The sequence below is a fragment of the bacterium genome (assembly GCA_030697645.1).
Taxonomy (GTDB): Bacteria; Patescibacteriota; Minisyncoccia; order Phycocordibacterales; family VMGT01; genus JAUYPI01.
Window position 1 is genome coordinate 1 of record JAUYPI010000006.1, and the last position, 13,136, is coordinate 13,136.

Genomic DNA, 13,136 nt, shown 5'->3' on the forward strand with positions numbered 1-13,136 from the left:
CATTTCTTGCAGACCCACTTTAGTTTTTTATTGGTCCCCGCGACCACCTGATCGGCTGGTAGCTCGTTATCATCAGCGTACTCGGCAACCAGATGCGGATGGGTATGCGCAAGAGAGTTCGATTTGTCGGGCTTGATAACGCGGTTGGCGCAGACGGGGCAACCACGACCTCGAACTCGATCAGCTCCTGTCGCTTCCCACCGGTGTCCGCACGACCGGCAGACCCATTTGAGTTTTGTTTTTGTTCCTGTTATCACCTCGTCGGCGGGCAACTCATTATCGTCAGTATACTCAGCGGCAAGGTCGGGTCGAACAAACGCCAAAGAGTTTGATTTGTCAGGTTTGACCGCTAGATTCGCACAAGCGCGACATCCAGTAGCCCCCACCGCTCTGCTTGCCCCTGTCGTTTCCCACGGATACCCGCATTTCTTACACACCCACTTGAGCATTTTGTTCGTTCCAGCAACTACTTGGTTCGCCAGCAGCTCATTATTCTCCGCATACTCCGCCAGCAGATGTGGAAAGTCAGCGATCGTCTTGCGGAGGCCGAGGAAGAGATCCAATTCGAGTATCGTCGTGCAGGTTCCGACTACATGTTCGACAAACGCGTCATAGTGTTTGAGACCGTCGTCGTTCTCCTTTTGCTCTATGAATTTCTGCCAAAGCAGAGTGAGATGCGGTGCGATTTGCTCGGGTTTGAGAGAGGGCTGTTGACCAATAATAATCGTCGGCATGTGATGCCCCTTTCTTTTGTTATGAGAAGACCGATTTCTGCTTAGCTTGTATCATAAAATATCCGATTCCGCAAAGGGAAAGGCGACGTTAGAGCGTCGCCTTTGGTTAGGGTGCGATTGCCTTGTTTTTCCTGCGGGCCCCCTGGGTCTTTTTTTGTCCACATTTAGGACAACCAGTACCAAGCGTTGTTCGATTTCTAACCCTCGTTTGCCACTCATGGCGACACTCACGACATACCCACCACAAACGTCCCATACTCCTTGCGTAAACTTGATCGGGCTTTAGAGGATTTTTATCCGCATATTCTTGAAGTAAGTGAGGAAAGAGGACAGCAAGGTTGTTATCGTGCGTGACTACTTTGTTGGCACATGCAGGGCAACCGTTCCCCAGTACCCTATTACTTCCCGTCGACTGCCATTCGTGCATACATATGCGGCATTGCCACCATATCTTTTTTCCTGTCCCCGCCAATACCTCTGTCGCAGGCTTTATATTCCGTTCTGAATACTCCTCTACCAGCGCGGGGTGGGTAACCGCAAGGTTTCGACTTTTAGTTGGTACTCTGCCCGCACATGCCGGGCAGCCCGTTCCATGAGACGTGCGGCTCACTATTGTTGTGCGCCATTCATGTTGGCAGACACGGCAATGCCAGAGAACCAGTTTCCTAGATCCAGCCACCACAGCACGTGGAGACAGTGAATTGTCTTTTGAATACTCGGCAGCTATTTCTGGATGCGTACAAGCTAAGTTATTACTCGGCGTAATAACCATGTTTGCACATGCCGGGCATCCTGTTTTTTGCGTAATTCGCGTATACGCATCGGTCTGCCATTCATGCCCGCACGATCGACATATCCACCAAACCTTTTTACTTCCCACCGGTAGTACTTTATCGGCTGGAAGAAGATTCTTAGTAGAATATTCGAGGGCAAGATCAGGATGCGCTGCAGCTAAATTGTTCGTATCCGTCAAAATATGGTGCGAACATGCGGGACAGCCACGCCCTTCGATACGTGACTTCACAGACGTCTGCCATTCGTGACCGCATTTTTTACATAGCCACCATCTTTTTTTATGACCGCCAGGGATGACGGCGTTTGCCGGTGCCGCGTTTTTTTCAGAATATTCGCTGGCCAAAACAGGATACACGGCTGCTAGGTTTTTTTTCGCAGTCGGAACTTTGCCATTGCATGCAGGACACCCCCTTTTTAGTATCGATCGATTGGAGCATTTTGCCCGCCATTCATGTTGACACTGTTTACACACCCACCAGGCGTACTTACTACTTCCCCGCGTAAAAGCGGTCATCGGGATATCGTTACGAGACGAATACTCCTCTATGAGCATTGGATTGGTTTCAGCGATATTATTTTTTGGCGTTGCAACTAAGCCCCGGCATGCCGGACACCCGGTTCCATTTATACGATGGCTCCCGTCTGCCTGCCATTCGTGGCCACACTTTAGACATTTCCACCAAAGTTTTTTTCTCGTGCCTGCTCCTACCTGCTCGGCTGATAGTGTATTCTTCTCCGAATACTCCGCCAGCAAGTGAGGGAAATCCGAGATCGTCTTACGGAGGCCGAGGAAGAGCTCGAGCTCAAGCATGGTCGTGCAGGTTGTGACTACATGCTCTAGAAACGCGTCGTAGTGTTGACAACCGTCAGCGTTCTCCTTTTGTTCGAGGAATTTCTGCCAAAGCAGAGTGAGATGTGGCGCGATCTGTTCTGGGTTGAGGAAAGACACGAGGGACCTCCTTTCCACGGACGTTGATTTTGCATTATATCGTCTACACTGTATACGAATTTCAAAAACCTATGATTTTCTGCTTAGGAATATACGGTATTTTGTTAGATCTGTCAAAGTTGACAATGTATAATAAAAGATGCATCATATGGCAGTTTCCATAGTTATGGACTGGTCCTTGTCAGAACAATAGTGAGTACCTTGTCTCAAGAGGAGGGGTTAGTATGCCGGAGCGAGACTATCTCTTGGAAGTGTTGGCGCTCGCGGGCAGAGAGGCAAAAACGAAGCTGGTTCAAGAGCTGCAACAACCGGGTATTATGCGCGCGCCGCTTACCGATGCGGAAGTTGCCTACATCATGCGCCGCCATCCTCGTATTGACTACGACCACTACACGAGGATCCTCTCGACGAACGAGGCCGCGATAGAGGCCCAGCGGCTTTTTGCGGGCCGCCCGGGATACCTTGCCCGCGCCCTGGTGCAAATTCTTCCCGAATACTTTTATGATGAAGGGTTTGCGCTGAAAGTCATACGGGGACTGAAAGTAGATCTCGGGTACGTAGCCATACCGCCGCTTGCGGGAGGTGGCCGGTCTTTCGCAACCCGTCTTAAGGCGCTGCCAGAAGCCGTGCAGCAGGATCTCTTCGGGCTCTATCGAGAAGCGCGCCTCGAAGATTATATCTATCTCATGAGCCGAGATCCCGGTATGGGGTTTGCCGATCTCAAGGAGGAGACAGAAAAGACGGATGACGAGTTCGAGGGTCTCATCCTTGAGAATCTCGAGAAGTATTGCACATATCTGTTTGCCATGACCTTCCCGGGATTCGTTTCAACCCTTGAGGGGAATATGTTTCCCGCATTTCATGTGCGGTGGTGGATAGACGATGCGGCGGATAAGCCGCGCGTACTCAACATCGGCGAGACCGGCACCTTTAAGACTTCGTTTGAGGTGATTGCGATGCAGCAGTATGGCTGTGAGCGGGTGCTGGTGCTTACTCCGCCGCATGCGCGCGGCATCTGGCGAAACGAAGCGCAACGGTATTTCACACGAAAGAATCCCGGGCGTATGGCCTTGATCGAAAGCGAAGCCGATACCAAGGACGCGCTCCGGGCGAGAGCGCAGTTTACCATCATCGGCAGTTCGACAATCGTACGAAATGGCGTGGTGGATGATCTCCTTACGGCCGACCCGTCTTTTGACGGTTTGATCGTTGATGAGTGTCATTACTACAACAACATCGGACAGGCAAAACGGGCTGAGGCATTTTATCGCCTTGCCACGAGCCTGCCCCTCAAGCGACTGATCGCCGCATCGGCAACGCCGTGGGTTAATGACCCGACCGAAATGGCTGTCATGGCGTCAGTATTGATGCCCGAGGTGATTCCGACGCCTGATTCATTCAGGCAATGGGGGCTGCGCGAGGAGCGGTTCTTGCGGGAACTCTTTGCGAGGCATATCATGGGCGTTAACCTGCGAGACGTGGTGGATATTCCCGAGATTACGCCGCATCCATGGGAAGATTTGTTTGGCGCGGAATTTATCGAACCGAGCGCATCGCATTTGGAGGTCTATAACCATGTGAAGGAGACGGAGGAGATTGACCTGCATCCATTCCATAAGCGTGTCCAACTCGTTCACGCTTCAACGCATCCGCACAAGCTGAAGGGTGACTACACCTGGCCGTCTCACCTTGCGGGCGCCTTTGGAGACTGGCGTCTCTCGACAAAGCTCGTGTGGCTCAAAGAGCACATTGATGAGGCGCTCGAGCGCGGTGAAAAGATAGTGGTCGGGAGCGGTCTCCATGTCCTCTACATGACACAGCCAGCCGACAGTGTGGGCAGTATGGGCGGAACAAAAAATGTCGAGGACGAGGACGCACTTGATTCGATTCCTAGCGATTCCTCTCTCGAGGAGAGTGAGGAAGCGCTGTGGATTGGAGGATTTCTCGAAGAGCAGTACGGTAGAGATCGCGTCATGATTCTTGACGGTCGGACGTCTACACGGACTGGCTCTGACGGATTGACTGAACGGCAGCGTTTGGCGGCGCGATGGAGCGTGGATCCGAAAGTCCGGATTCAGCTTATCTCCATGCGCGCCTTTCCTGATTCAGTACGGCTTGTCGTTCGACGCGAGTCCGGCGCAACCGGCCTCTTCATTACCGCCATCGCCTTTGGTTGGATTCCATGGCGGCAATTTCTCGGTCGCTACTTCCGTCCGGGACAGGAGGTGCCCATACGATACAAAGTACCTATTCTGCTCGAGACCGAAGATGTGAACAGGCTCACCCTGGTGCGGTCCAAAAACGCATCGTGGGAGCGATTTCAAGCTCGCGTGGGATTCACTGCGGAGGAATTTGAGCGGTTACGGGATGCGACTGATCTCAAACAATATACCGAAGAGGCGCGGCCTGCGATCGAGCAGGTAACGTACATCGGAGGTATGATGCGCGGCAGGGGCGAGACAGCGGCTATGCAGCTGCTTGAAGAAGGGTATGGCAGCGGCACGCGCGCTGAAGTCTTTGCCCGTGCTCTCCTTGAGAGTCAGGATTACTCTGCGTCAGGACATATCGCACGCTGCATGTGTCAGGTATCGGAGTGTTTTGAAAAGCAGGGCTTGGTGCACGCCGAGGGCATTCTTGACGCCGGATGCGGCCCGCTCACGTACGAGCGGTACTCCAAACACAGTGTCTACAGCGTAGACATGAATCCGGCAATAATCGAACTGGGGCGCCAGCACTCACCTCTCCGAGGCGTGCATGCGCAATGCCGTTTCCTCTCGCAATTACCGGAGGATTGGACGAGCAGGTTTGAGCTTGTGCTCTGTTCTCTGGTTCTTCACTGGAGCGGAGACGACCGAAATGCGATACTCGGTGAGCTCGTGCGCGTTACCAATACGGTTGGGCGCATCTGGCTCGCATTCGCAGAAAGCAATTTTACCCCTGAGCTGTTTGGGGCATGGGTTGAAGCGTTTAGGTCGATCGGCTACGGCATAATCGAGGATCTCACCGGGCTCGTTCGCTCGCGGGATGGAGGAGGAGCAAAGGACCAGTTCAAATTTTGGTCTCTGTGCTTTTCGCCGAACGGCATACACTTTGATGGCATTGCTCCGAGCACGCTTCGTTTCCGGTTTGAGACAACGAAGAGGAAATGGGTGCGCGGCTCTGATCAGGCCATCGTTCCTGATTCTCGTACACCCTCGTTTGTGCGCCATGAAGTCTTCGACGTGGAAAGGCGGCCGAAAGAAATCAAACCACTCACTGAGGCAGCAGAGGAGGCAACACAATCAGAGATACATCGTATCATGCGTGCGACAAACCACGAGGGGTGGCGTTTCCACAAAGCGCCGCACAACATACCGTGGCGGTCACTCCAAGAGGCGTTTCGCCGTGGTCTGATTAAGGTATAGAACGTGTTACCGTGGCAGCATGAGCGTTGTCGGTCTGGCAACCGTGCTGCCTGCCAAAAACCAGGTTTACTCGAGAAGGAGTACGCGGTGGCTGTTAAAAAACGACTGGTCTCTATTTGGGCACATAACCCGGACGAGGTTGCCGCGCTTCTTGTGAAAAAGCGCTTCTCGGTGAACAATGTCAAGAACATCGAGATTGTTGAGACGCAGGGTTTCTCGCGTGAGAGTGGTATGCGAGAGCCGTATGCGCCCATGCTCACGATGGAGCCCGGAGACGTGTATTGCGTTCCGTACATCGGGATTCCCCTGCTTGTTATTGCAACCCTAGACAATGGCGAAAAAGGCGGACGCGTTCTCATTAGGAGCATTGTTGTCGATGGCACCGTGGTTAAAGGACCAAAAAAGATTGCCGAGAAACTTTGCCTCAAGGTAAGACAGACAGGCCAGACTCGTTGGCAAAACCAGAGTACATTCACCATCAGCTTTTTTGCTGATTGATGTTCAGGAGCTTTTTACACGGCTATTCTTCGGAATAGCCGTTTTGCATTTGCGCGCGGGACGAATTATAGTGGGGCTCTAAGATATGCAGAGCAGGAAGGATGTTATGGCGTTCGCGTGGGGGCTCGGCTACCGACTCGCGCTCCCCATCGTTTTTTTTGCGCTCGGCGGTCGTCTCGTCGACAAGAAGTTCGATACCGCCCCGATTTTTTTATTGATCGGCATTTTTTCCGCGATGGCGCTATCATTTTTTCTCATCTGGCGGCTCGTCAAACAGATTGAGACCTGATGGTTTTCATTAGAAATCAGAAATTAGAAATCGGAAATTGCGTACGTTATGCCCCACATCTCCCTCGCGCCGGAAGTGCTCACCTACATCGGGTCATTTCCTGTCACCAATACACTGCTTGTCGCCCTCGGTATCACCTTGCTTCTCTCGCTTTTTGCCGTTATACTGCGACAGAGACTCACGCCTGGGCCGGGCGGGGCACTCCAGAATGCCGTTGAGTTTCTTTTTGAGCACATACTATCATTTCTCGATACGATCACCGAGGACCGGCACCATTCACGGGCATTTTTACCTCTGGTCGTGACGATCTTTTTTTTCGTTCTCGTATCGAACCTTGTTGAAATCGTTCCAGGACTTGGCACCGTCGGCCTCATCGAGCATCATGAGGGAGAGACGCTGATTGTGCCTTTTCTGCGTTCGTCGTCTGCTGATCTCAACGTGACGGTTGCAGTTGCGCTTGCCTCAGTCATCGGCGTACAGGTGCTCGGTGTTGCATTCTTGGGATTCTTCGCCTACAGCAAAAAGTTTTTCTACCCCCCGTGGAGACAACCATACGTCGTCGGAACATTCATCGGGGCACTTGAGGGTGTGGCGGAGCTCGCAAAGATTGTCTCGTTTTCATTCCGTCTTTTTGGTAACATATTCGCGGGCGAGGTGCTGCTTACGGTCGTGCTGTTCTTGATGCCGTACGGAGCGCCGCTCCCGTTTCTCGTGCTCGAGGTCTTTGTCGGCCTCGTGCAGGCCGTGGTGTTTTCGATGCTTACGTTAGTGTTTCTAAAGGTCGCTACCGCAGAAAGCGGACATTAATTTTACAAAAATTCGAAGTACGAAGAACGAAATTCGAATTCGGATGTAACTTTTTTTATGGAAGGAGGCATTTTATCCAATATTGAGGCGGTGAAGTCCATCGCGACCGCTGCTACTATCGCGGTCGGGAGCATGGTTCCCGCGCTTGCCATCGCGTGGATCGGCGGCCGGGGGCTTGATGCGATCGGGCGCAACCCCGAGGCGGCGAGCAAAGTGCAGACTGCGATGATCCTCTCGATTGCGTTCGCCGAGGCGATCGCGATCTACGCGCTCGTCATCGCGCTCATTATTAAGTTTGTATAACATCCACGAGGTGTTCGCTTTGTTTGGCTGCCTTGGTGTTTCTGTGCGTCCGTCCGTCTAGTCACGGAGTACGAATTTCAAAATTCCAAAAAACAAGCTCCAAACAAATCTCAATATTCTAAATCCAATTTCCAAACACGACGTGCGTGTTTGATATTTGATGCATTGGAATTTGAAATTTGTTTGGAAATTGTTGGTTGGAGCTTGGAAATTGCGCTGCTTATGGAACTTTTCGGTAAACTCGGCATAGACGTGCGGCTGCTTATAGCGCAGCTCATTAACTTCGCGGTGCTGTTGTTCGTGCTCAAGAAATTTCTGTACCGGCCGGTGCTCGATGTCCTCGAGCGTCGCCGGAGACAGGTCTTGGAGAATGAAGAAAAAGAACACCTGCTGGCGACGAGACTCGTCGAAGTCGATGCGCTTTGTGAAGAAAAATTGACGGAGGCCGAGCGGCGCGGGAGCGACCTGGTTCGGAGCGCGGCAGAGGAGGCGGCGCGGCTCCGGACGCAGCTTCTCGAAGAAAGTCGCGTCGATGCTCTACGGCTTCGGGCGGCGGCGGAAAAGGCACTTGCTCGCGAGCGCGAGGAGGCACTTGCATCGGTCGCGCGGGAAGGGGAGGCGTTGGTTCGGAGCGGCGTCGAGCGCGTGCTCTCATCGATCGCCGACCGGCGCACGACGGAGCTCTATCTTGAGAAGGCGGAGAAGGAACTGGCGAGCATTCAAATGACGAATGCATCAAAGTAACCGAGACATATTAGAGAGTAAAGCATGAAGCGAAGAGTACAAAACAACACAGTAACATTCCAAGCTCCAAACAAATTCCAATGATTCAAATTCCAATTTTCAAACACGTACGTTTGTGATTTGGAACTTGAGATTTGTTTGGAAATTGTTTTTTGGAATTTGGAAATTCGTTCTTTTCTATGAGTTCTCGTTTTAACCTTAAACACTATGTGCACCTGCTCGAAGAGAGGGTTCGCGAAGCCGGGGAGAGTCGCGAGGCGATCAGCAGTGCAGTCGGTAGTTTTTTCGCACTGATGCGCGCGAACAACGACGAGCGCCTGATACGCTCCGTCGTTCGCCGTTTCGAGGAGCGTTATTGTGCCCGCGAGGATATCGGGATTGCAGTCGCGTGGTTTGCGAGCGAGACGGAAGGCGCGGCCCTTGCGCCGCGGCTCTCTGAGGCGCTCGCGGTAACTCACAGTGGGGGAGCGCTCGTTCGGCAGAGGAGCGACCCCGCGCTTATCAGCGGCGTCAAAATGCTCTACGACGGAAATTATCTCATCGAGGCATCCTTCCGGCGCGATGTGGAGAATCTTTTTTCATGACGATGTATGAAAATAATACTGGGGTCTCAATCACAGGGCAGAAAGAGGATGCTCGAGGAGATGGGCATCAGTTTTGAAGTGATGGCTGCAAATATAGATGAAAAAGCAATTAGATGTGAGGACCCGAAGGCATTAGTCTTGGCCATCGCACGCGCCAAGACAGACGCTTTGAAGTCCAAAATTTCTGAACCGGCGATTTTAATCACGTCGGACCAGGTTGTGGTGTGGCAAGGAAAGATTAGAGAAAAACCAGAGAGCGAAAAAGAAGCGAGAGAATTTCTAGAGGGATACAATGTTCATCCTGCGGAGACAGTGGGAGCTGTTGTGGTAACTAACCTTGAGACAGGCAAACAAGCGGCAGGGGTTGATACCGCCACCGTACACTTTAGTCCTTTTTCGGAAGATGAAATTGATTGCTTGGTGGCAGACGAGCAGATATTCAATCAAGCTGGAGGATTTACGATCGATGGCGAAGGGTGGGTTAGTCATATCAGAAAAATAGAAGGAACGCGGGATAGTGTTATAGGGTTGCCGAAAGATTTGACTGCACGACTCATTCGTGAAGTGACAGAATAAGATTATTTTATTAAACACTCGGTGTTTAATAAGGCGGTAGCACGCCGCTAACCTAGCGCCTAATACCTAACCCCTAGAACCTAAAACCTATGGCAAAATCACAAACACTAGAACATATCCGCGATGCCCTTGCGGCATTCAAGGGCGGGGCTACGGTCGAGGAAGTCGGCCGCGTCACAGAGGTGGGCGACGGGGTTGCTCGGCTCTCTGGCCTCAAAAATGTGATGGTCTCCGAGATGATTGAATTTCTCGATGATGAGGGGCGGGCAGTGGCCGACGGCGTCGCGCTTAATGTCGAGGAATTTTCCGTGGGCGCGATTGTGCTGGGCAGTAGCACCGCGATCCGCGAGGGCTCCCTTGCGCGGCGGAAAGAAACACTACTCTCGGTCGGCGCATCAGAGGAGATGGTTGGCCGGGTGGTGAGCCCCCTCGGCGAGCCGATTGATGGCGCAGGGGCTTTGCCGAGTGGGGCAGTCCGACAGCCGCTTGAGCGCGTCGCCCCTGGGGTGATTACGCGTCAGGCGGTCAATACCCCTCTTCAGACCGGCATTAAGGCGATTGATGCGATGATCCCGATCGGTCGCGGGCAGCGCGAGCTCATTATCGGTGATCGCGGCACCGGCAAGACCGCACTTGCGATAGATGCGATCATCAATCAGAAAGATCAGGGCGTCATTTGTATTTACGTCGCGATCGGGCAGAAGGAGTCGAAAGTGGCGAAGACGGTTGCCAAACTCCGCGACGCGGGCGCTCTCGCGCACACGATCGTCGTCGTTGCGGCGGCCGGAGGCGGCGCGGCGCTCCAGTTCATCGCGCCCTATGCCGGTGCTGCGATCGGCGAGTATTTTATGGCAAAAGGGAAAGACGTGCTCGTCGTCTACGACGACCTCTCGAAGCACGCGTGGGCGTACCGTGAAATCGCGCTCCTCCTGCGCCGGCCGCCCGGGAGAGAAGCATACCCGGGCGATATCTTTTACCTCCACTCGCGCCTGCTCGAGCGCGCGGCGCGGCTTGCGAAAGAGTACGGCGGCGGGTCGCTGACGGCCCTCCCCATAATCGAGACGCAACAAGGGGACGTATCCGCCTATATCCCGACGAACGTGATCTCGATCACGGACGGGCAGATTTATCTTGAGAGTGATCTCTTTTACCGCGGCGTGCGGCCCGCGGTGAACGTCGGCCTCTCGGTCTCGCGCGTTGGTGGTGCAGCCCAAATTAAGGCTATGAAGAAAGTGGCCGGGCGGCTTCGGCTCGACCTTGCACAGTTCCGCGAGCTTGAGGCGTTCGCGCAGTTCGCCTCAGACCTCGACGAAAAGACCCGCGCGCAGATTGAGCGGGGGAGGCGTCTCGTCGAGGTTTTGAAGCAGCGCCAGTTTGAGCCGATGCCGGTTGAGAACCAGGTGGCGATCCTCTACGCGGCAGTCAATGGCCATCTCGACGACGTTGCGGTGGAGGATGTCGGCGAGTTCGAGCGCGGCTTTCACGCACACCTCGGCCGCGGCGGCGGCACCGTCCTCGCGCGTCTCAAGGCCGAGAAAGACATCACGCCCGAAGTTGAAACCGGGCTCAAGGAGGCGATTGAGGCATTTAAGAAAGTGGAAAGTAGAAAGTAGAGAGCGGAGATTCCATGGAAAATTTATCAGCGAAAGTGGTTTTTTTGGAAAAAGCATTTTGTGTTGCAAAAAGGTCAAGATGAGAATGGAAACGCGCTGCAACAGAGCGTGTTTGGTATGGAACATGTAACCCTCAAAACCACAGATGGCGTCGTGATAGCGGGCTTCTACCAAGCCGGAACATCGAGGAGAGGCGCGCTGCTCCTCCATATGATGCCCGCGACGAAAGAGTCGTGGGATACTTTTGCGGCTGCGCTCCATGAGCGCGGCTACCATACGCTTGCGGTTGATCTCCGCGGTCATGGAGAGTCCGACGGTGGACCGGACGGGTATCAAAAATTTGACGACGCGCGGCATCGGAGTTCGACCTACGATGTTGAGGCAGGTGTGCTGTTTCTCGTCGATCACGGCATCGCTCCGGAAGGGCTCGTTGTCATTGGCGCTTCAATCGGCGCTAATCTCGCGATCGAATACCTCGCGGCGCACTCCGAGGTGCGACAGGCTGTGGCGCTCTCTGCGGGACTCAACTATCATGGCGTCAGTGCCGAGCACGCGATCGAGATGCTTCGGGCACCGCAGCGCGTCTTTCTCGTGAGCGCCGAGGACGATCGGGTCCTCGGCAACGCGGAGATGAACCGCCGTCTCGCGGAGCTCGTCCCTGAGGCAATCGAGAAAAAGCTTCTTATCTATACTCGCGCCGGCCACGGTACCGACATGTTTGGCAAAGAGGAGCCGGATCTCGCCGCTGAAATTTTAGCGTGGCTGCGATAGTTGCAAGCAATCGTTTTTTATTGCGCGCCGGGCGGTAAGTGCTCAAAGGGCGTCATTGCGAGCGCTTGGCCGAAGCGGCGAGCGAAGCGTGGCGGGAAGCAACCAAGACATACCGGCCACAAACCCTGGATTGCGGAGCCTGTCCAGAGCATAGCGTGGGATCACTCCGCTCCGCTGCGTTCCTCGCAATGACTGCTCTGTTGCGTGTGTTATTGCAACGCCCTTAAAAAAACTAGAACGCCCGGCATCCATCGTGTTGATGCCGGGCGTGTCGTTGTACACTGCGTTCATTTTTGAAATGTACTTCAGGTGAGTTTCAGAAGCCTCTGCGCATTTCCGCCGAGAATTTTTTCCTTGTCGCTATCCGGGAGCCCGGACTCCTCGACGATCATTTTCTGAACGATTGGGCTATTGGCAGGAAAATCGGACCCGAAGACGACCTTCTCCGATCCGATGGCTCGTACGACACCTGCCAACCGGTTGGGTCCTGAACAGTATGACGTTTCGAGGTAGACGTTGTCGCATCGCGATGCAACAAACGGAGATGCTGCCTCGGTCATGTGGCCAATAACGATGATCACATCGGGGTAGCGTTTGGCGGATAATTCCACAAACAGCGGATCTCCAAAGGCACCCCACCCGGTATGCCAGAGGATGGGCAATGCAGAGGCACGGGCAATCTCGAAGATTGGTGCCATGCAGGTAGGTTCGGGGTAGTATCCATCAAACACGGGATGCACCTTGATTCCGTAGACGCTGCGCTCGATGAGGGTTTCAGCAAGCGCCTGTTCTGATATGCCACGGGGATCATGCGAGGTGAGCATATGCGGATTAAGCCACACGAAAGGAAATGTACGAGCGTGCGGTTGTGCCGTGATCGTTTCGTTTGCAGATACAAGATCCGCCGGATATACCTGTGGCATGGGGAGGAGGACGGAAGCGTCAATACCAGCTCTTTCTTGGACGGCTACAATTTCCTCCAAGGTGATTTCTTTGGTTTGCCGGAAAGGCAATCCTTTGCGGGATGTGCCGAAGTGACAATGAAAATCGATTATCACGCGCCGCTCCT

Annotated in this window: 13 protein-coding genes; 10 read left to right on the top strand and 3 right to left on the bottom strand. The window is 53.7% G+C overall.

The features are described from left to right. Nucleotides 1-734, bottom strand: a 734-nt coding sequence (locus Q8R39_01325; GenBank protein MDP3735049.1) for a zinc-ribbon domain-containing protein, incomplete at its 3' end; no start/stop codon positions are given. A gap of 1,968 nt (nucleotides 735-2,702) precedes the next feature. Between Q8R39_01325 and Q8R39_01330 the strand changes: the two genes are divergently transcribed. The 10 genes from Q8R39_01330 (at nucleotide 2,703) to Q8R39_01375 (ending at nucleotide 12,067) form a co-directional block, all read left to right on the top strand. After that, nucleotides 2,703-5,882: a methyltransferase domain-containing protein gene (locus tag Q8R39_01330; protein MDP3735050.1), complete on the top strand. Its 3,180-nt coding sequence runs from the start codon at nucleotides 2,703-2,705 to the stop codon at nucleotides 5,880-5,882. Between the two features lie 87 nt (nucleotides 5,883-5,969). After that, nucleotides 5,970-6,380: a hypothetical protein gene (locus Q8R39_01335; GenBank protein MDP3735051.1), complete on the top strand. Its 411-nt coding sequence runs from the start codon at nucleotides 5,970-5,972 to the stop codon at nucleotides 6,378-6,380. 85 nt (nucleotides 6,381-6,465) lie between these two features. Further along, nucleotides 6,466-6,669, top strand: a complete 204-nt coding sequence (locus tag Q8R39_01340) for an AtpZ/AtpI family protein (GenBank protein ID MDP3735052.1) — start codon at nucleotides 6,466-6,468, stop codon at nucleotides 6,667-6,669. Nucleotides 6,670-6,717: 48 nt separating this feature from the next. Next, a complete protein-coding gene (locus Q8R39_01345) occupies nucleotides 6,718-7,476 on the top strand; it encodes a FoF1 ATP synthase subunit a (protein MDP3735053.1) in 759 nt (252 codons plus the stop codon). Between the two features lie 57 nt (nucleotides 7,477-7,533). Then, nucleotides 7,534-7,779, top strand: coding sequence for an ATP synthase F0 subunit C (gene atpE, locus Q8R39_01350; GenBank protein ID MDP3735054.1), 246 nt, complete (start codon nucleotides 7,534-7,536; stop codon nucleotides 7,777-7,779). Between the two features lie 222 nt (nucleotides 7,780-8,001). Continuing rightward, a complete protein-coding gene (locus Q8R39_01355; GenBank protein MDP3735055.1) occupies nucleotides 8,002-8,523 on the top strand; it encodes an ATP synthase F0 subunit B in 522 nt (173 codons plus the stop codon). A 179-nt stretch (nucleotides 8,524-8,702) separates the two neighbouring features. Then, on the top strand, nucleotides 8,703-9,107 hold the full coding sequence (locus Q8R39_01360; protein MDP3735056.1) for a F0F1 ATP synthase subunit delta: 405 nt from the start codon (nucleotides 8,703-8,705) through the stop codon (nucleotides 9,105-9,107). Between the two features lie 6 nt (nucleotides 9,108-9,113). Beyond that, complete coding sequence (locus Q8R39_01365) at nucleotides 9,114-9,683, top strand: Maf family protein (protein MDP3735057.1); 570 nt, start codon at nucleotides 9,114-9,116, stop codon at nucleotides 9,681-9,683. Nucleotides 9,684-9,772: 89 nt separating this feature from the next. After that, nucleotides 9,773-11,296, top strand: a complete 1,524-nt coding sequence (gene atpA / locus Q8R39_01370; protein ID MDP3735058.1) for a F0F1 ATP synthase subunit alpha — start codon at nucleotides 9,773-9,775, stop codon at nucleotides 11,294-11,296. A 117-nt stretch (nucleotides 11,297-11,413) separates the two neighbouring features. Continuing rightward, on the top strand, nucleotides 11,414-12,067 hold the full coding sequence (locus Q8R39_01375) for an alpha/beta fold hydrolase (GenBank protein MDP3735059.1): 654 nt from the start codon (nucleotides 11,414-11,416) through the stop codon (nucleotides 12,065-12,067). Between the two features lie 42 nt (nucleotides 12,068-12,109). Here the strand turns inward: Q8R39_01375 and Q8R39_01380 are convergent, their stop codons facing one another. Next, nucleotides 12,110-12,358, bottom strand: coding sequence for a hypothetical protein (locus Q8R39_01380; protein MDP3735060.1), 249 nt, complete (start codon nucleotides 12,356-12,358; stop codon nucleotides 12,110-12,112). Nucleotides 12,359-12,372: 14 nt separating this feature from the next. Next, entirely contained in the window at nucleotides 12,373-12,990 is a 618-nt protein-coding gene (locus tag Q8R39_01385) for an amidohydrolase family protein (GenBank protein ID MDP3735061.1), read from the bottom strand. Nucleotides 12,991-13,136: the final 146 nt, after the last annotated feature.